The following is a 17,870-nucleotide window of genomic DNA, read 5'->3' on the forward strand; positions in this document are numbered from 1 at the left end:
CGACAGTCGTTGGTGCTGAGTTACAGCGGAGAGCTAAGCGCATTTTTTCATACCATTGGTGTTGACATAAATGATACGATACGTATCAATCGTACGAACGATTGGGGGTGCTAGGTGCCTTATACGAAACTTCGTTCGATAAGAACTGCTCTTGGACTGTCTCAGGAGGCTGTGGCTCAACAGCTTGGTACCACTCAGGCTACAATCAGCCGCTTGGAATCCGGTGTACATTCGCCCCGCGGGATGGTGCAGCGCGCAATTGAGCAATGGATAGCTGCCAAGGCGCCACTCCTGCATTCAGGTGATGGTGTTTCATCCGAGAAACAATCTTCCAATCTGCCCAATGTGTCACCCCGTAATTCCGAAGGAGCTACGGGATGATGGTCCGGCCTACCACAGAGCATGATCGGCGCGCGCTGAAGACAAGTGTCCGGAGCACACTTCGCGCGGCGGGGAGCCAGACCGAGGCTGAACAGGCGACGCGGGTTAGCCAGCAAACCCTTTCGACCTATGGCTCAACCAACCCGCGTCATGCCGATTGTCACATGCCGATTGATATCGTGATGGACCTTGTCATGGACACGCATGACACATCGATCCTGAACACGATGTGCCGCCTTGCCCATGGTGTTTTTGTTCCGTTTCAGAACTGCACCAAACGCCCGACCGCCTGGACGCAAGGATTAAGCGAGGTGGTTCGCAAGGGGGCCGAGGTTTCCGAGCGGGTGCTGAAAGCGCTTGAGGATGACGGCGAGATTTCGCCCGAGGAAGTGCGCGACTACAAAATGATCGATGCCATCGACGGCAATATTCAAGCGCTCTTGATGATCCGCGCCCGCCTTCTGGAAGTTTCCGAGAAGGGGGGCGGGCAATGAGTATTGTTTTACGCGACGGGCATTCCAAGCAACTCCTCGGAGAGTTGGTTAATCAGCTCTACTTCTTCTTGGTGTCGAGCGCCATCTGCATCCATAACGGCAACAGCTGCCGTAATGAGGCTGCTTATCTGATGGGGCGGGCAACTCCTGAGGTCGTCGCAGGTTCTCAAAAGCGATTTTTCAGTAGGTCTTACTCTTTTGAAAAACGCACGAATCTTTTTGGTGTCCGGCTTCAGTCCGTTTTCCTCGGCGATTGCGAGGCAATGTGCGGTGCCGACAGATATCTCGCACTCCTGCATGACGTGATCACTAAGACTAACGGCGGCCAAAATCTGAACGTGAGGACGGATTATGTCGCGGGCATCGTCCCAAGCCTCTTTGGGGGATTGCTTCAGTTCAAAAGACGCGGGCATTCCGAAGGTGTCTTTGAGAAACTGTTCAACGTTTTCATGCACTTCACCGTCGTAATCGAAGCAGGTCAGGATACGGTCTGCCCTAAAACTCCGGTCTGCTTTGCGTTCATGGCATTTGCCGTAAAGGAGAACGTGGTTGGCGGTGTTCCGTTTAATCCCCCAAACAGTGATACGGCGTGTGGATATTCGTCCTTTGCTGTCTTTGTATTCAATCATGAAGGACTGCCCTTCGGCAGTGCCGACATCGTTTTGCTCGTATGGTTCTTCTTCAGGCAGGTCATCGCAGGGAAGAACGATATCTCTCGGTGGTGGTGGTGTGATATCTCCCCGAATATCAAGAAGCGTACGGGCCGCGTTGAGAAACGACATTTCAAAATCCTCCAAATCAAACGAGGCGATAGCACCAAATACCGCCGTGAAAGTCGAGTCCGTTCTCATGTAGAGAGACTGGCAGCATGATCGGCCTGTTTCTCACATTCTGTGACCGGTTTTTCGATCTGCTGTCTGTGGCGGCTGCTGAGCGCAATGCCGATGAGGTGCGCTGGCGTCGCCAGATCGGGCGTGACTTCGGACCTTTGCCGGAAAGTGGAGGGCGCTGGTGATGGGGGCTGGCAAATCAAACAAAGGTAATTGGGCCGCGCTTTGGTTTGAAGAAAAAATGCGGCTCGGTCTTGCACACAAAGCACTGTTTAAAATCCAAACCGCCCTGCAGAATGCTTATTCGACCGTCCGCATAGCAATATGGGCAGGCGTAGTGCAGGGGCTCTTCGTTGGTATGCGCCTCTTTGAGGCGATACACCGTGTAACCGCCTGGCGTTTCACAAAGCTCATAGCGACCAAGCTTGGACTGCGCGTTATCTGCGTTCAGTATCGCCTCTTTGAGCTCAATCAGCTGCTCCTTGAGCGCAAGATTGGCCAGCTTTGCGTCTGCGACCTCATTGGCGAGGGAGGTGACGAGGCTCTCAAGTTCCGGATCAGGCGTCGCCTTCGACTTGCGCGCGAGTGTCTTCAGTTTTCCAACAATGTCGAGGGCGCTGTTGGTGTGCCGAAGTCCGGTGCCAATCGTGTGCGCATTTTGACTAACGAGATCAAGAATATCGACCATAGCCTGCTCCAAAGGCTGCAATTTGAAGGTGTGTTTTCTCTATATCACACAAGGATCGAATCCGTTCGGTTGGAGCGGAGACCGTCTATCGACCCTGTGGGTAAGGCTGCTGAGGCTAGGCCTACCAGCGGTTCGCTTTTGCCAGAGAATGAGGTGCGCTCATGAGCTTGTCTGACACCCAAGACCTGAGCTGGGCGGCCTTGAGTGATGAGCAGAAGCGCGATGCCGTTTTTGATCAGCTGGTGCTCGGGCTGGATTTGGCCGGTGCAGCTGATGCCTTGGCCGTGATTTACGGCTCCGTTGGCCTGCAGCATGTGCGGTTGATCGTTCGCCGGTTTTCTCTTTCGACAAACCCGGCAGTTGTGGCGGCGCGCGCGGGCGCGGGCCGCGCTGCGAAAAGCAAAGCGCCTCGTGCACGGGCACGTGAGGCGGGTGCTGGCAAGGTGGTGAAGCTACGGCCTGTGCCACGCCTTACACCTTCTGTTGAGCCTGCAGCGCCGGTGAAACATCCGAACATTTTTCAAGTCAAGGCGCAGCAATGCCGGTTTCCGCTTTGGGGGTCGGGTGTTGTTGCCCCGACTGAAAAGCGGTTTTGCGGCAACCAAACGGAGCAGGGAGAGACCTATTGCTCGGCCTGTGCTGAGCGGGTTTTCCGCAATGACGAGCAGGGTGAGCCGGAGGGCGGGGCATGAGTAACGTTTTGCAGTTTGTTGAGGGCAAGGTCGCTCTGCATGTGGGAGATGTGCTGGAAATGCTGGCAACGCTTCCCGACGAGAGTGTCGACTGTGTTGTTACCTCGCCACCATATTGGGGTTTGCGGGACTACGGCGTTGAAGGCCAGATCGGGTTGGAGCCGACGCTCGCCGAACATATTGCGCTCATGGTTGCGGTTTTCGAAGAAGTTCGGCGCGTCCTGAAACCAACGGGCACCCTCTGGCTGAACTACGGCGATTGCTACGCATCCAGTCCGAACGGGCGCAGTGCCGCTGACACAAAAGCGGAAGGCAACGACAACCGGACATTCCGGGATAAGCCGTTTTCTACTGTTCAGGGTGTATTAAAGCCAAAAGACCTCTGCATGATCCCGAACCGACTGGCGATAGCGCTGCAGGAAGCTGGTTGGTGGGTGCGCTCCGAGATCATTTGGGCCAAACCGAACCCGATGCCTGAAAGCATCCGCGATAGGCCGGCCACAGCGCATGAAAAGATTTTCCTGCTGTCAAAATCCGCGAAGTATTTCTACGACGCCAATGCCGTGCGCCAAGGGCAGCACAAGGTCTCGAAACACACTGTGGCAGGTTGGGCATCTGGGCCAGGTGCGCACGATACAATCAAACACAATCGTGGTAGCCGGAGCAAAGACACCAACAGCAGTGCCAGCCCGCCAAATTCTCGCCCTCACTCGCTTTCCGAATTTGAGGCTAGGCATAACGCAGACTATCCGGGTCGCAATCTTCGCAATTGGGAACCTGAGGCAGCACAGCCAGATGTCTGGAAAATAGCCACCTCTCCATTCCCCGGCGCGCATTTCGCTACCTTCCCTCTCGCATTGGCGCAACGTTGTGTCAAAGCAGGCTGTCCGAAGGGTGGAGTTGTTCTCGATCCTTTTGGAGGGGCCGGCACCACGGCAATCGCTGCGCTGGCGCATGGATGCCAGGCGCAACTGATCGAGATTAATCCGGAATACGCACGGATCGCAGGGGAGCGCATAGAGCAGTGCTTTATGGGGCCCGATGAGCGTGCGCGCAGAAATGCCAAAACGGACCTTAGCGCTGGTCCGCTGTTTTCAGACCAAGTCATCGGAGCCTGAGTATGAGTAGCAACGGAGTTGTGGGCGAACGCCTTCGCGCATTTGTAGAGCGCGTCCAACGGCTGGAAGAAGAGATCAGGGTGATCAATGACGACAAGGCCGACATTTACAAGGAAGCCAAGGGCGAGGGCTTTGACACAAAAATTCTGAAAATGGTGATCCGCGATCTGCGCAAGCAACCGCATGAGCGTGAGGAACAGGCGGCGGTCTACGACCTCTACATGGATGCGCTGACGGGCGGGGGAGGTGTTTGATGAACGTCCGCAATATCCGTTTCTCGGGGCCGATGGTCCGCGCCTTGCTTGACGGCAGGAAGACACAAACGCGGAGAGTTCTAACCATTCCGAGAGATTACAGCCACGCTGTCGTTTCAAGGCGCGGATCAGACGGCCCGCGTTATGTTCAGTTGACCCCTTCCAGCGACTACGTGTCAGCGCGCCAAGCACCACGGACATGCGCGACCGGCGACTTGCTTTGGGTTCGCGAGGCGTGGCGCACCCCTGAAAGCCTTGACCATCTGTCTCCGAAGCAGATCGAGGCGCGGTGCAAGGAACTTGGATACCACGGCCCTTGGTGCCCACGGGTAACCGAAGCTGACAACCACGCGCATCAATGGTTAGGGGGAGACGGATTTCGTGAAGGTGAACCCGTTGGCAGGTTTCGAGCTTCTATGCACATGCCCCGTTGGGCGTCACGCATCACCTTGAACGTGACCGATGTCAGGGTGCAGCGATTGCAGGAAATCAGTGAGGCTGATGCGAAGGCTGAGGGTATCCGTCCGCTACCAATGCAGTCAGAAACGGATTCTAGTGCGTGGTGGGAAAGTGACTATGGAGAAAACCAGGCGCGAACACCAGTAGCGTCGTTCCGCAAGCTCTGGAATAGCCTCAACGATAAGCGCGACAACGGATGGGATACTAATCCTTTGGTAATCGCAGTCTCCTTCGAAGTCATCAAGGCCAATGTCGATACCGTATTGAGCGAGGTGGCCGCATGACCAATCACGAAGCCGAGCGCCGGTTTAATGAAGAATGCGCGGTGCATATTCGTGCCTATTGGGCGCGGCGCGGACGGGCGGTGAAAATCGACATTGTGGATGCGGCTGCCAGCTCGCGTGAAGGCGGGCGGGTGCGTGTGATGGCCGTTCGTTCGGACCTGCGCTTTACCATGCCGACGCGCCTGCAGGGCGCGGGAGGTGGCGCATGAGCGTTGAGGCTGTCATTTGGGCAGAGCGGCAGGGCTTGACGCCGGGAGGTTTGCGGGAGCGCGTGCTGCGGGCGGTCGCGGGCTGCCGAGGCGACAAGAAGGCCATAGCGCTGGAGCTGGAGCATCTGGCGAATGAACTCGAACTCCCGCTTATGCTAGTCACCTCGGCTCTGATCTGGCTTGTGTCCAATGGTTTTTTGCGCGCGCCGCATGGGCTGGGGCGCTACTGCACGGTGGTGCTGGCCATGGATGCGGAGGGCTGCTCATGAGTGAGGGGTTGTGCTTGCTTGTTTCTGATGTCGCCTCCAAAATACGGTGTTTACATCAAAAATGTGGAGTCTCTCTTGGAAGACCAATTGCCGTTAAAGCACCGATACTATTTCGACCTCATTACCGATCTGCAGGACCGCTTGATTTTTGCGTTGTTGCTAGACGATGCGAAAGCTGGTCACGCGGACGCGCCATGCTGTGGTGTGGCCGAGATCGATTTAGTAGAGGTCTCGGAAGCTATCGACATCCCTCCCGGAGAGACCTTAAGGCGAATGAAGGCGATAGCAAAACTCATCGATGGGGTGTGCGTAGAACACGACAACTTGGTGTTATTTGCTATGCCTGGTGCAGTACAAATGTTCTTTTCGCGCCTTTATGTCTCCCGCGGTTTCATTGGGGAGGCTCCGAATTTGCCTTCGGTACGCTTCCGGTACCTGCCGATTTAAAAGCGTTTGCCTTTTCATTGTTGGAAGGGTGTTGGCAGGGGAGGTGTGCATGAACTCTCCCCGCCTTTCCATTATCCCTGCAAGAGCGGCGACGGACACAAGTTTAAAGCCGCGTGACTTGCAGGTTTTGTGTGTGTTGGGTCGCCATACAGATGATTGTGGATGGTGTCGCCGTAGCCAAGTGAAGATGGCGAACGAGATGGGGTGCGCGCGCTCAACTGTGCAGGCTGCCATCGATCGTTTGATCAAGGCTGGCTATCTAGAGCGACACATACAGGAAACCGAAAACGGGCGGGATAGCGCGCATATGTTCCGCGTTATTCTGGATCCGGTCCACCCGGACATGGGGGCAATTCCAGGGCCCGAAAACGACCTCGGAGCAGGTGAGGGAGATGCCTTTTCATCCGTAAAATTACCGTGCCGATCAGTCGGCACCCCTGCCGGTATATCGGCACCCCCTGCCGACTCTGGGTCGGCACCTATGTTAACGACCCCACTTAACGACCCCATTGAACGGAAGAGAGAGCGCGAGGGCGAGCGGGCAAGTGCGGGCGCAAGCGGTGAGGCTGTGCCGGAAACGGCGACACGGAAAACGTGGAAAGCAAGGCTTCGTCGTGTCCATGCCGGCTGGCCAACCCATGCGGACGATAGCGAGGTGACTGCAGAGCGGGCTTGGTTTGATCTTTCGGAAGCAGATCGGGATGCGGCGGCCAAGGCGGTGCCAGCCTATCTGGCACACATGAAGGAGATCGGGCGAAAGCACTGCGTTGCGTTTTCGAAATACCTTTCCGAGAGGCGTTGGGAACGGCTTCCGGAACAAGCGGCAAGTGCCAGCGCAGCGCCAAGCACGGCAAAGCCCTTTGGCAAGGAATGGGGGGCGGTTCGCTTCGCCGATTTGATGCGGTCCCCTTATGGCCGGATCAGCGGGTTTACCCGGCTTCAAGCCGCGATGATTGAGGCCGGGACGCTGGATCGGGAAACCGAATTGCGACGCAAGCAGGCCGCTGGTGGCTGGCCTAGCGTGAACACCATGCACGAGCGGGCCATTCGGCGGCGGCTCGGTGTTCCAGTGCAAGCGGCCTTGGCTGGTCTGGCCGAAGGGTTCACCCAAGTGAAGGTTGGCGGCGAGGTGTGGCAAGCGTGGAAGCGGCTGCACGAAGAGCGCGGCTGGCCGTGGCTGGGTGCAGACCGCGAGCTGCCCGAATGGGTCTACATGCCCGCCTTGCCGGATGGGCACGCAGACGTGCGCGCGGCTGTTGCGGCGGCATTGGCGATTTTTGAAGCGAACTATCATCAACTGAACGCAGAAGAGGCCGCGCAATGAGCAAGATGGACGTAAGGGTGCAAAACCGGGCGCTTGCCAATGACTACGACTTCCTGCGTGCGCTCGTGCGCGTGAGCGCGGGGGGCTGGCTGGTTGCTTGTTGCCACCCAACAAAGGAGCAGCACGCGCTGCGTCAACTGACCGAGCGCGGGCTTTTGGCCTATCTGCCGATGAGGCCGGGGAGACGCAGACAGCCACGCTGCAAGAAGATGATTGACAATTCGCAGCCGCTTATTCGTGGATACTTGTTCGTCTGTACAGACTTTTCCACGGGAAGTGTTGTTGATGAAATCCTGTCTTGCGGATGTGTTTCCGGTCTTCTGTCATTCCGGGCTGACAAGTATCCGCACAGGGTGCCATCGGCGCGTGTGGTGGATATCATTGATCATTGTGAACAGCTTCAAACAGGCGGAAAACCGCAGAAAGCAATCGGTTTTGATATTGGCTCCAAGGTGCGTTTGATCGCTGGCCCGATGGAAGGATTTTCTGCTGTGGTGACGGGATATGATCTTGCGAAAGCACGGGTGCAGGCCGAAGTGAAAGGCGAGTGTGTTTCCATGCCTGTGAATGTCCCGGTTGACATATGCCGGGAAGCCTGAGAGTTTTTACGGCAGGACAACTCGTTGAATCCCCGTCACCTGGGCTTGACCCTCTGGTCGCTACACCAAACAGACGTGAGACGGGCGGCGAACCCAGCCAACAATAAACGCCGGAGCGGCGGAGTTGGTGCGGTGGGTTTTTATGGAAAATTTCAAGACATATCGCAACTGGCCCGCGTCATGCGGGCCTTTTTTGGTTCAGGTGATGGGCAGTGCGTTACGATAGGCGCAGCGCGGAGGCTGAAGAATACCGCAAGCGTTATAAGACCGCGCGTTGGCGCAAGCGTCGGGCAGCTCATTTGCAACAGGAGCCGTTGTGCCGGATGTGTTCGGCGGCTGGATTGGTCAATGATGGCTCTCGTAAGATGGACGGAAGCTTGCAAGACAATCCGCGTCGGCGGTTTCTCGTTGCGGATCACATAAACCCGCACAAAGGCGACGCCTACAAGTTTTACCTTGGCAAGCTGCAAACGCTCTGCCCGGATCATCACGACATCGTCAAGCAGGCGGAAGAGCGCAGAGGTTTTGTCTGCGATGCCGGTGAAGATGGATGGCCAACGGACCCAATGCACCCTGCCAACAGGTAGGGGGGCGGGTCGAAAGTTCACAACCCTCCCGCCAAGGACCGGTGGGTGAGGGTTTTTGTACAAAAAGTCGAAATTGGAGACAAAAAGCCACCTTTGTTGAAGGTGCGCTGAAGAGCCATGCGCGGACGTAAATCTGAAAATGAAAACGTCGTTCCTCTGACCGGTGCCGAAGCGCATCAAAATGTGCAGGAGCGCGGGAAGCAGCTTGCGGCTGATCTCAAGCCGGATTGGCTGACCCCAGCCGGTTCGAAGGTTTACGACCGGATTGCGCCGCATGTTGCCGCCCCAACAGTCGCGCGGCTTGCATGGCACAATCTGGAAGCCTTTGTGCTGATGTGCGAGGCGCTTGCGCGTCATGAGCAATTGCGGAAATACATCAACACCCCCGGTGTTGGTGAGACTTACGTCAGCGAAACGCGCAATGGCGAGCAAATAAAAAACCGGCCAGAAGTTGGGCAACTCAATGAAACGTTTCGGCAATTTCTGACCTTGGCGCGAGATTTCGGGTTAACGCCTGCAGCTGAACGCGGTCTGCGGTCTGTTGCTCCGCAGGGCGACCTTCCATTTGACGATGGCGATTTTGCGTGACACGAACTGACCCAGAAAAGGATCCGGTGACCGCATGGGCCGAAGATGTTCATGCTGGACGGATTCTGGCCGGACCACATGTGCGAAATGCAGCTGAGCGGCATTTGAAGGATCTGGACACCGCCTGTGACCGAGGTTTTGTTTGGGACGTTGATGCTGCAAAGGACGTGATCGGTTTTTTTCATCGCCGGTTGCGCCTGAACGGCGGAGACTTTGAGGGCAAGCCTTTTCATTTACATCCATCGCAGCAATTTCGGGTCGGGTCGCTCTTTGGTTGGAAAAATGTTGAAACAGGCTTGCGACGGTTTCGCAGGTTCTATGACGAAGAGGGAAAGGGCAACGGCAAATCTCCGATGCTGGCCGGGATAGGCATCGTTGGTCTGGTGAAAGAGCGTGAGCCGCGCGCAGAAGTTTATGCGGCAGCGTCTAAAAAAGATCAGGCGCAGATCCTGTTTAAGGATGCCGTCGCCATGGTGGACCAGTCGCCAAGCTTGAAAAGCCGGATCAAGCAACTTGGGATCGATCCGGTTTACAGTCTTGTCTACCGTGCGGGCGATGGTGGTAAGCGAGAGTTCAAACCCATTTCGAAAGACAGCGGGCAATCCGGTCCGCGCCCCAGCATGGCGCTTTGCGATGAGGTGCATGAGCACCGTGATCGATCAACGATTGAAATGCTTGAGCGCGGCTTCAAATTCCGCAAACAGCCCCTCCTTTGCATGGCGACCAATTCCGGTACAGACCGCAACTCCATTTGCTATGAGGAACATACACACGCGATCAATGTCGCAGCTGGCTTGGTTGAGGATGACACGACTTTTGCTTTCGTCTGCTCGCTTGATGAGGACGATGATTGGGAAAACGATCCAAGTTGTTGGGGTAAGCCGAATCCACTTCTTGGAAGCATTCTTACTGAGAAGTATTTGGCGCTTCAGGTAGATCAGGCAAAAAAAATGCCTGGCAAGCGAAATGGCATTGCGCGTCTGCATTTCTGCGAGTGGACGGATGCGGAAACAGCGGCGTTTTCACGGGCAACCTGGATGGGTTGCCTTGGTGAAGTTGAAATGGCTTCTCTGGTCGAGGCTGGTTATCGCTGTTTTGGTGGGTTGGATCTGTCACGTGTACGGGATTTCACGGCCTTCACCCTGACATGGGTGTTGGATGAAGCCCGTGACAGCCAAGTTTTTGCATCAAAGACATGGTTTTGGACGCCAAAGAATACGCTCCGCCAAAGGGCGGCAGAAGATCGTGTTCCATATGACCGGTGGGTGGATGACGGGCATATCGAGGCGGTTAAGGGTGACAGGATTTCCTATCGCTGGGTGGCTGAGGCTCTGCAGGAAATTTGCGCTATCGCCCATCCGGTTGAAATCGGCTGTGACCAATACGGTCTTGAAAATCTCCAGGACCATTTGAACGACATCGGTGCAGATTTGCCGATGACGATCCATCCTCAGGGGTTTCAAAAGCGGATCATCGAGAAAGATGATACCCAGCCGGAAGGTGCGCAGGAAGTCTATTTGTGGATGCCGGATTCCATCAACAAGTTTGAAAACGCGATCTATGAAGGGCGCATTCGCATCCACCCCAATCCAATGATGAACCACTGCGCATCTTCGGTCACCTATGCGGAAAACCGGACTGGTCATCGCATGTTCGACAAGTCCAAGGCTCTTGGACGTATTGATGGGATGGTGAGCCAGGCAATGTCCATCGGTGTTGCGACTTGCCGGGAAAAACGCGTGGTAGAGCCTTCCGTCTATAAGCGCCGTGGTTTGTTGAAGGTTTAACGCGATGGGTTTGATGTCAGCTCTCAAACGGTTTGGCGCATCCAAGGATAGCTCCAAACCGCGAAATGCGATGCAGTCTGATGGCGGCGGGAAGCTCATTAGAACCATCCAGGAGCTGGAAGAGGTGATCTCAGGTGGCGCTGAAACCAAATCAGGTGCGCGCGTAACACCTGAAACGGCTATGCGGGTTGCCGCCGTTTTTGCCTGCGTGCGGATTCGGTCCAGTGTTGTGGCAAACCTGCCGTTGCAAATAAAGCGACGTGTTGATGATGACACCCGTAAGAACGCATTTGATCATCCATTGTGGACAATCTTTACAAAACGGCCAAACCGGTGGCAGACGCCATCCCAATTCAAAAGAATGCTCGAAGCACACTTGCTATTGCGCGGGAATGCCTTTGCGAAAATTATTCGTGGGGTCAGAGGTGACGTTCAGGAGCTTATTCCATTGCACCCGGATAGGGTGACAACCAGGCAGTTGGATGATCTTTCGATTGTGTATGAGTATCAGCGGCGCGATGGTCGTACCATTCCTTTCGGGCAATCAGATGTTTTCCATCTTGTCGGACTTTCTCTGGATGGCGTCACAGGTGTTTCGGTTATTAAATACGCGCGCGAAACCATTGGTCTTGCCATCGCCCAGGAAGAGCATGGTGCTTCTGTATTCAAGAATGGAGCACGGGTCAGCTTTGTTCTAAAGCACCCGCAATCACTTGGTGAGGAAGGCGTTGAGACGCTCCGCAAGAGCCTGAATGCCTTTCGCGCGGGTGGGGAAAATGAAGGTGAAGCGCTCATTCTCGAAGAGGGCATGTCAACCGAAGCGCTTGCAATGACGGCGGAAGATGCGCAGTGGCTGGAAAGCCGCAAATTCTCGCGAACAGATATTGCGATGTTTTTCGGCGTACCGCCTCACATGATTGGCGACACAGAAAAATCGACCAGCTGGGGAACGGGTCTTGAGCAACAGACCCAAGGGTTCAAGACTTTCAGTGCTGAAGACGATTTCACCACTTGGGAAGAAACAGTCAATCGAGATTTGATTTCAGATGATGAGCCTGACCTTTACGCGCGCTTCAATCGAAACGCCTTGGTTCAGGGCGATATGAAGGCTCGCAAAGAGTATTTCACATCCATGCTCCAGTGGGGTGTTTTCTCGCCAAATGAGGTTCGCAAACTGGAAGATATGAACCCGCGCGAGGATGGCAACATATACTACCCGCCGCCCAATACCGCTGGAACTCTTGCAAACAAAGAAGGAGAAGGCCGTGAGTCTGCGGACGCTACCTGAATTGAGCGGTTTCACCAAGCCAAACGCTTATCAATGGGACGCTCCGTCTGATGTTTTGGCAAGTTGGGCTGAAGCCCCCATGGCATCCGGGAGCCTTGAGAACACAATCGCCATTTTCGACGTGATCGGAGAAGATCCCTGGACCGGCGAAGGTTTCACAGCCAAGCGGGCTCGCGCGGCCTTGCGCGCAATTGGTGACGAGGATGTCACAGTTCAAATCAACTCCCCTGGTGGTGATTTGTTTGAAGGGACGGCCATCTATAACCTGCTGCGTGAGCACCCGGCCAAGGTAACGGTTGAGGTTGTTGGCTGGGCGGCGTCGGCGGGATCAATCATCGCAATGGGAAGCGATGAAATCCGCATGGGTCCGGGTACTAAAATGATGGTCCACAATGCCTGGGGGGCTGTTGTCGGGAACCGTCATGACTTCAAGGCCGGAATGGAGCTGTTTGAAAAGTTTGATGCTGGTATCGTCGATATATATGAGGCCAGAACTGGCGCGGATCGGGCTGATATTGTTCGTTTGATGGACGAAGAGACTTTTTTATCACCGGAGGATGCCAAGAAGCTTGGGTTCGCGGATGTTGTCGACAACGGTTTGTCAATCCCGGAAGCCAATGTGCATGACGGCAAGGCTTCTCTGATTGCCAAGAGGCGAACCGAAGCGGCTCTGGCGAAGGCCGGATACACCCGCCAACAACGAACAGAATTGATTTCAGCAATGGAATCGAGTGCGGCCCTGCGAGATGCAAGCCGTCACCCCGCCGCGCGAGATGCAGGCATTAATGAAGCTTCCGTTCGGGAGCTTATCGAGATGATGAAAGCCTAACGAGGTTCCCATGAAAACTGGAATTTTTGCCGAGGTGCTCAGCGCCCTGATGCTTCTTGTCGTGCCTGCTCTCAGTTTTGCTGGTGGCGATGGCATATTTGTCTTTGCGTCTTATGACCAACTTGGTGTTGCATTGGCAATGACTGTGATGCCTGGTCTGAACAATCGTGCACGGGGGCTTATTGGAGCGCCTTTGGCAGATGCTTCAAATTCCGTCGAAATCCTGAATGAGCTAAAGCGCACGTTTCAGGCATTCAAGGAAGAGAACGATGCGGCGCTGAAGGGCCTTGATAATCGGTTTGCGGACGTTGTCCAAACTGAGAAGGTTGAGCGAATTAACGCTGAAATCACGTCGCTTCAAAATGCCCTTGATGAAACAAACCGGATGCTTGAGGCGCTGAATGTTGGTGGTTCGGGATCTGGTCCGGGTGATCCAGCCATCCGCGAACATGCAGACGCTTTCAATCGCTATTTCAGGCGGGGTGCAGAAAATGGCCTTCACGAGCTGGAGGTGTCTGCGCAGTTGACAACGCAGTCTGACCCAGACGGCGGTTATGTTGTTCCAACGGAAACAGAAGGGACAATTGACAGGGTTCTTGGTACGGTTTCCGCAGTTCGCAGTCTTGCGCGGGTCATGAATGTCTCGACCGGTGAATACAAGAAACTGGTTAATGTCGGCGGTGCGAAGTCTGGTTGGGTTGGTGAAGAACAGTCGCGTGATGAAACAGACACGCCCAAGCTGCGCGAATTGCTTTTCACGATCATGGAGATCTATGCCAATCCGTGGACAACGCAAACCATACTCGATGACGCGTCCATCGACATTGCGGCATGGTTGGCGGATGAAGTTGTGACCGAGTTCGCCGAACAGGAAGCACTGGCGTTTGTGAGCGGAGACGGGAACAAGAAACCGCGCGGGCTTCTTGGATACCAGACCGTCAAGAACGATAACTACTCAGTTGCTGGCAGTTGGGGCAAGCTGGGTCATGTTGTGACGGGCAAGGCGGATGGATTTGCAGGAACAGCGCCTGCAGATGCTTTGATCGACTTGTATTACGCGCTCAAGCAAGGATATCGCAGTGGCGCGACCTGGCTGATGAGTGATCGCGTGATGGGGACTGTCCGCAAGATGAAGGATGCGGACGGAAATTACCTTTGGGCTCCGCCAACTGGAGCCGACATGCCAGCAACAATCCTTCAAAAACCTGTTGCCACTGATGACAACATGCCGGGGCTTAAAGCCAACTCTCTGCCGATTGCGTTTGGTGATTTCAAACGCGGCTATCTGATCCTTGATCGGATCGGTATTCGGGTCTTGCGTGATCCATTGACGCAAAAGGGTAAGATTGGCTTCTACACAACCAAGCGTGTCGGTGGCGGCGTTTCCAACTTTGAAGCCATCAAGCTTTTGAAGTGTTCGACCTGATCCGGGTCAGATAGCGCGACCGGTCGGCCTTCTGACCGGTTGTTCTCTTCCATACAAAATTGAAAGGTGTGACCGATGAAAGACATTCATTCGGAATTGACGCGCAAAGTGGCTATTGGGGCCGCTGTTCACTCTGCGTCTTTGGTGGGCGCGATTGTGGATCTGCAGGATCACAATGCGGCAGAAATCCTGGTTGATATCGGCGTTGGCGGCATCGTCTTCAGCGATGCAAACAAGATCGAACTCAAACTCGAGCATTCCCAAGACGGTTCAGAATTCAATGCTGTCACCGATACGGATGTGCTCGGTATTGAGAGTGTTGAGGAAGGCGGCGTTATTAAAGCATTCTCAGCTGAGCACGCTGCTGCTGGCGTGTATCGGTGCGGCTATAAAGGCGGCGAGCGATATTTGCGTTTGTCTGCAGACTTTAGCGGTTCGCACGGAGCTGGAACGCCGTTCTCTGCCAGCATTTTGCTGGGGCATGGCTACAGCCAGCCAGAAGATAACCAGGCTTAAGGGTCGGGTTCACTATCATGCTGCGCCCAAAGCTCATTACCGCACCTTCCGAAAAGCCGGTCAGCCTTGCTGAGGCCAAGGCACATTTGCGGGTGGACTTTCCTGATGAGGATATCCTGATCGAAGGTCTCATTGATGCTGCAACCGACAGGTTTGACGGCTGGAACGGTTTTCTCAGACGGTGTCTTGTCTCCCAAATTTGGGAGGTCAGGCTGGATGCTTTCCCGCATTGTGGGCGTATCGAGCTTCCTTTCCCGGATATCGACGAGGCCAGCGTTGCTGTTGCCTACGTCGATTTGAGCGGTTCAGAACAGGTTTTGGGCGCAGCTTGCTATCATGTTGTCAATGAAGTCACGGGCGCTGCAGTTTTGAAATCCGCCTGGGCGAATTGGCCTGAAACGGATAAGCGTCCTGACGCGGTACGTGTCCAGTTTACTGCCGGTTTCGGCGGGGCAGAAAAAGTGCCGGCTTCTATTAAGGCGGCAATCCTCTTGACGGTTGGGCATCTTTACGAACATCGCGAAGATGCTGTGCAGGGGGCAGAAGTTCGCCAAATTCCAAACGGTGCGGAATCTCTTGCCCGCCAGTATCGGCGCATTGCAGTGTAATTCTTTGCCCTGGATCAAATTCACCAAGGATTTTGACTGGCAACCATCCAGTCAGACCATCATCACTTATTTGGCAGGCCATACGCTCTTTGTCCCGCGCGCATGCGCGGATCTGGCATTGAAGGCGGATGCTGCGGTCAAAACCCGGAGGCCGGAAGGTGTCAGCGGGAAATTTACGCGAAAAACTTGAGTTTCAGCGCCGAAAGGCGAGCGATGACGGTTTCGGCAGTCAGGCCACAGGCGACTATGAAACCATTTTCACCACGGCTGCGGAAATGATCCCGCGCTTGGGCGGCGAGGCATATGTGAATGCCCGGCTTCAAGGTGTGCAGCCGATGACGGTAAGGGTTCGTCGGCAAGCGCGTCTTGATCAGGTTGGAACGGACTGGCGGGTCAAGAATGCCCGAACGGGTGTGACCTACGACATTGTGTCCCCCCCGACCAATGTTATGCCGAGAGGGGCCTATGTCGAGTTTCTGGCAAAAACGGGCGGACCGGGTCAGTGACCATCAAGGGATTGGGGCGGCTCAAGCGCAAACTTGACCGCTTCCCCAAGCTTGCCGAGGCTCGCGTCAAGGCTGCGATGGAAAAGGGCGCGAATGAGGTTGTCGCGCTCATGAAGCACCTAGCGCCTTCCGATAGCGGAGACTTGCGGGAGTCCATCGGCTGGACGTGGGGAGAGGCTCCCAAAGGGGCGATGACAATCGGCGAAATTGCGTCATCGGACGGGAAGCTTTCCCTGAAAATCTATGCCGGTGATGAGAAGACTTTCTATGCGCGGTTTGTGGAATTTGGCACGGCTGCGCACAAAGCGGGCGGCAAGTTTGAGGGGGCAACGATCCCGGCCATCCCCGCCCAGCCATTCTTCTTCGTTTCGTGGCGCGCCATGAAAAAGCGGACAGTCTCCAGAATATCGCGAGCGGTTCGCATGGCTGCGAAAGAAATTGCGGCAAAGGGCTGATCCATGGATGCGACTTATGAGCTTGTTGCGGCCCTGATTGCGCACATGAAAGCGGATGCTGCTGTGTCTGGGATGGTTGCTGATCGGATCTACGAGCGACCGCCAGATACCCCGCCGACCTATCCCTACATCTCCTTCGGTCCAACGGATGCCGTGACTGTGGATGCCGAGTGCATCGATGCGCTGGAGATTGGGTTTCAGATCGATTGCTACAGCAACGGGTCGGGGGCGGCCTTTTCCCGACAGGAAGTCATGGAGCTGGCCGGGTCCGTGCGCAGGGCGCTGCATGAGGCGGAGATCGATCTGCCGACAAACGCCTTGGCGCTCTTGAGGCACAGGCTGCACAGGACGTTCCGGGAGCGGGACGGGGTGACAAACAGGGCGGTTCTCACCTTCGAGGCCGTGATTGAGACAGGAGACACATAAAATGGCACAGTCTACTACGCTAAGGTTTGGCAAATTCGATGTGATGCTTGGAGTAGAAAATGAGGGGGCTATTACCTACACGGCTCCCTGTGGTTTTCTTTCCAAGGCGCTCAATTTAAGCAAATCGCTCTCCGAGGTGCTAATCCCCGATTGTGATGATCCGGATGCCCCAATTGCAGTTGGCCGGGATGTGGAATCCATTTCCTGGTCGGTGTCGGGTGAGGGCGTCCTTGCCGAGGAAAGCGTCGAGACCTGGCTGGATGCATTTGGTGGCGTTACTTCTGTGCCGGTAAAAGTGGTGCAGAAATTTCCCGGCAAAACCATCACTTTTACTGGCAATGCTCATCTTGAATCGCTTGAAACCGCGGTTGAGCGGGGCGGACGGGCGACAGCAAATGTCTCGATACAAGGGGACGGGCCAATCACCTGGGCTATCGTCTGATGAGCCGCGACGGGTCCCTTCAGCTGAAATGGGCGGATGGTGAATACAGCTTCCGCCTTGGCTGGGGGGAAATCGAGCAGCTGCAGGAGACAATGGACTGCGGCCCGCAGGTTATGCTTTCGAGGCTTCTTGATGGCAGCTGGCGCATTGGCGACATTGCTCATGTGATCCGCCTTGGGCTTATGGGAGGCGGTATGCCTGCTTCCGAAGCGGCTTCCAAGGTGGACTACTACGTCAAGCAGAGGCCGATTGCAGAAAACGTTACGCATGCGGTTGCCATCTTGCAGGTAGCGCTCTTTGGCGTGCCGGATGAAGAAGTTGGTGGTGATACGCCGGGAAATCTGGACGCGCCGAGCGCGTAGAT

27 protein-coding genes are annotated in these 17,870 nt (G+C 55.4%); 25 read left to right on the forward strand and 2 right to left on the reverse strand.

Features of this window, described 5'->3' with window-relative positions:
- The first annotated feature begins 114 nt into the window (after window positions 1-114).
- Complete coding sequence (locus tag TRICHSKD4_RS32300; RefSeq protein WP_040616640.1) at window positions 115-381, forward strand: helix-turn-helix transcriptional regulator; 267 nt, start codon at window positions 115-117, stop codon at window positions 379-381.
- Entirely contained in the window at window positions 378-875 is a 498-nt protein-coding gene (locus TRICHSKD4_RS10510; protein ID WP_009759165.1) for a phage regulatory CII family protein, read from the forward strand. The genes TRICHSKD4_RS32300 and TRICHSKD4_RS10510 overlap by 4 nt, the downstream gene beginning before the upstream one ends.
- An 8-nt stretch (window positions 876-883) precedes the next feature.
- Here TRICHSKD4_RS10510 and TRICHSKD4_RS32305 read toward each other — a convergent pair whose 3' ends face one another.
- Entirely contained in the window at window positions 884-1,726 is an 843-nt protein-coding gene (locus tag TRICHSKD4_RS32305; RefSeq protein WP_040616641.1) for a WYL domain-containing protein, read from the reverse strand.
- Between the two features lie 17 nt (window positions 1,727-1,743).
- Here TRICHSKD4_RS32305 and TRICHSKD4_RS30715 point away from each other — a divergent pair, with 17 nt between their 5' ends.
- The gene (locus TRICHSKD4_RS30715) at window positions 1,744-1,890 is read left to right on the forward strand and encodes a hypothetical protein (protein WP_009759168.1); all 147 of its coding nucleotides are present in this window, start codon (window positions 1,744-1,746) and stop codon (window positions 1,888-1,890) included.
- 14 nt (window positions 1,891-1,904) lie between these two features.
- Here the strand turns inward: TRICHSKD4_RS30715 and TRICHSKD4_RS10520 are convergent, their stop codons facing one another.
- On the reverse strand, window positions 1,905-2,393 hold the full coding sequence (locus TRICHSKD4_RS10520; protein ID WP_009759169.1) for a hypothetical protein: 489 nt from the start codon (window positions 2,391-2,393) through the stop codon (window positions 1,905-1,907).
- Window positions 2,394-2,554: 161 nt separating this feature from the next.
- On the opposite strand from TRICHSKD4_RS10520, the gene TRICHSKD4_RS10525 reads away from it, so the two are divergent.
- The 22 genes from TRICHSKD4_RS10525 (at window position 2,555) to TRICHSKD4_RS10630 (ending at window position 17,868) form a co-directional block, all read left to right on the forward strand.
- Window positions 2,555-3,085 carry a GcrA family cell cycle regulator gene (locus TRICHSKD4_RS10525; protein ID WP_009759170.1) on the forward strand — a complete coding sequence of 177 codons (531 nt, stop codon included), beginning with the start codon at window positions 2,555-2,557 and terminating at the stop codon, window positions 3,083-3,085.
- A complete protein-coding gene (locus TRICHSKD4_RS10530) occupies window positions 3,082-4,203 on the forward strand; it encodes a site-specific DNA-methyltransferase (protein ID WP_009759171.1) in 1,122 nt (373 codons plus the stop codon). Before TRICHSKD4_RS10525 ends, TRICHSKD4_RS10530 begins: the two co-directional genes overlap by 4 nt.
- 2 nt (window positions 4,204-4,205) lie before the next feature.
- The gene (locus TRICHSKD4_RS10535) at window positions 4,206-4,457 is read left to right on the forward strand and encodes a DUF2312 domain-containing protein (protein ID WP_009759172.1); all 252 of its coding nucleotides are present in this window, start codon (window positions 4,206-4,208) and stop codon (window positions 4,455-4,457) included.
- Window positions 4,457-5,200 (forward strand): hypothetical protein, encoded by a 744-nt coding sequence (locus TRICHSKD4_RS10540; protein ID WP_050763392.1) that lies wholly within the window; start codon window positions 4,457-4,459, stop codon window positions 5,198-5,200. Before TRICHSKD4_RS10535 ends, TRICHSKD4_RS10540 begins: the two co-directional genes overlap by 1 nt.
- Complete coding sequence (locus tag TRICHSKD4_RS10545) at window positions 5,197-5,409, forward strand: hypothetical protein (protein ID WP_009759174.1); 213 nt, start codon at window positions 5,197-5,199, stop codon at window positions 5,407-5,409. The genes TRICHSKD4_RS10540 and TRICHSKD4_RS10545 overlap by 4 nt, the downstream gene beginning before the upstream one ends.
- Window positions 5,406-5,678 carry a hypothetical protein gene (locus TRICHSKD4_RS10550; RefSeq protein WP_009759175.1) on the forward strand — a complete coding sequence of 91 codons (273 nt, stop codon included), beginning with the start codon at window positions 5,406-5,408 and terminating at the stop codon, window positions 5,676-5,678. Before TRICHSKD4_RS10545 ends, TRICHSKD4_RS10550 begins: the two co-directional genes overlap by 4 nt.
- Window positions 5,679-5,753: 75 nt before the next feature.
- On the forward strand, window positions 5,754-6,125 hold the full coding sequence (locus TRICHSKD4_RS10555; RefSeq protein ID WP_139052056.1) for a hypothetical protein: 372 nt from the start codon (window positions 5,754-5,756) through the stop codon (window positions 6,123-6,125).
- Window positions 6,126-6,174: 49 nt separating this feature from the next.
- Window positions 6,175-7,449, forward strand: coding sequence for a helix-turn-helix domain-containing protein (locus tag TRICHSKD4_RS10560; protein WP_009759176.1), 1,275 nt, complete (start codon window positions 6,175-6,177; stop codon window positions 7,447-7,449).
- The gene (locus tag TRICHSKD4_RS10565) at window positions 7,446-8,048 is read left to right on the forward strand and encodes a transcription termination/antitermination NusG family protein (protein ID WP_009759177.1); all 603 of its coding nucleotides are present in this window, start codon (window positions 7,446-7,448) and stop codon (window positions 8,046-8,048) included. The genes TRICHSKD4_RS10560 and TRICHSKD4_RS10565 overlap by 4 nt, the downstream gene beginning before the upstream one ends.
- A gap of 212 nt (window positions 8,049-8,260) precedes the next feature.
- Window positions 8,261-8,635, forward strand: coding sequence for a hypothetical protein (locus tag TRICHSKD4_RS10570; RefSeq protein ID WP_040616643.1), 375 nt, complete (start codon window positions 8,261-8,263; stop codon window positions 8,633-8,635).
- Window positions 8,636-8,752: 117 nt separating this feature from the next.
- A complete protein-coding gene (locus tag TRICHSKD4_RS10575) occupies window positions 8,753-9,223 on the forward strand; it encodes a P27 family phage terminase small subunit (RefSeq protein WP_009759179.1) in 471 nt (156 codons plus the stop codon).
- Complete coding sequence (locus tag TRICHSKD4_RS10580) at window positions 9,220-11,010, forward strand: terminase large subunit (protein ID WP_009759180.1); 1,791 nt, start codon at window positions 9,220-9,222, stop codon at window positions 11,008-11,010. The genes TRICHSKD4_RS10575 and TRICHSKD4_RS10580 overlap by 4 nt, the downstream gene beginning before the upstream one ends.
- 13 nt (window positions 11,011-11,023) lie before the next feature.
- Window positions 11,024-12,298 (forward strand): phage portal protein, encoded by a 1,275-nt coding sequence (locus TRICHSKD4_RS10585; protein WP_247642801.1) that lies wholly within the window; start codon window positions 11,024-11,026, stop codon window positions 12,296-12,298.
- Window positions 12,276-13,127 (forward strand): head maturation protease, ClpP-related, encoded by an 852-nt coding sequence (locus TRICHSKD4_RS10590; protein ID WP_009759182.1) that lies wholly within the window; start codon window positions 12,276-12,278, stop codon window positions 13,125-13,127. Before TRICHSKD4_RS10585 ends, TRICHSKD4_RS10590 begins: the two co-directional genes overlap by 23 nt.
- A gap of 10 nt (window positions 13,128-13,137) precedes the next feature.
- On the forward strand, window positions 13,138-14,553 hold the full coding sequence (locus TRICHSKD4_RS10595; RefSeq protein WP_009759183.1) for a phage major capsid protein: 1,416 nt from the start codon (window positions 13,138-13,140) through the stop codon (window positions 14,551-14,553).
- A 75-nt stretch (window positions 14,554-14,628) separates the two neighbouring features.
- Window positions 14,629-15,069 carry a hypothetical protein gene (locus tag TRICHSKD4_RS10600; RefSeq protein WP_009759184.1) on the forward strand — a complete coding sequence of 147 codons (441 nt, stop codon included), beginning with the start codon at window positions 14,629-14,631 and terminating at the stop codon, window positions 15,067-15,069.
- A gap of 17 nt (window positions 15,070-15,086) precedes the next feature.
- Window positions 15,087-15,677 (forward strand): head-tail connector protein, encoded by a 591-nt coding sequence (locus TRICHSKD4_RS10605; protein ID WP_009759185.1) that lies wholly within the window; start codon window positions 15,087-15,089, stop codon window positions 15,675-15,677.
- 158 nt (window positions 15,678-15,835) lie between these two features.
- A complete protein-coding gene (locus TRICHSKD4_RS10610; RefSeq protein ID WP_009759187.1) occupies window positions 15,836-16,183 on the forward strand; it encodes a head-tail adaptor protein in 348 nt (115 codons plus the stop codon).
- Entirely contained in the window at window positions 16,180-16,638 is a 459-nt protein-coding gene (locus TRICHSKD4_RS10615; RefSeq protein WP_009759188.1) for an HK97-gp10 family putative phage morphogenesis protein, read from the forward strand. Before TRICHSKD4_RS10610 ends, TRICHSKD4_RS10615 begins: the two co-directional genes overlap by 4 nt.
- A gap of 3 nt (window positions 16,639-16,641) precedes the next feature.
- Complete coding sequence (locus TRICHSKD4_RS10620) at window positions 16,642-17,064, forward strand: DUF3168 domain-containing protein (RefSeq protein WP_009759189.1); 423 nt, start codon at window positions 16,642-16,644, stop codon at window positions 17,062-17,064.
- Between the two features lies 1 nt (window position 17,065).
- On the forward strand, window positions 17,066-17,506 hold the full coding sequence (locus TRICHSKD4_RS10625; RefSeq protein WP_009759190.1) for a phage tail tube protein: 441 nt from the start codon (window positions 17,066-17,068) through the stop codon (window positions 17,504-17,506).
- On the forward strand, window positions 17,506-17,868 hold the full coding sequence (locus TRICHSKD4_RS10630; RefSeq protein WP_009759191.1) for a gene transfer agent family protein: 363 nt from the start codon (window positions 17,506-17,508) through the stop codon (window positions 17,866-17,868). Before TRICHSKD4_RS10625 ends, TRICHSKD4_RS10630 begins: the two co-directional genes overlap by 1 nt.
- Window positions 17,869-17,870: the final 2 nt, after the last annotated feature.

The organism is Roseibium sp. TrichSKD4 (assembly GCF_000148725.1).
Taxonomy (GTDB): domain Bacteria; phylum Pseudomonadota; class Alphaproteobacteria; order Rhizobiales; family Stappiaceae; genus Roseibium.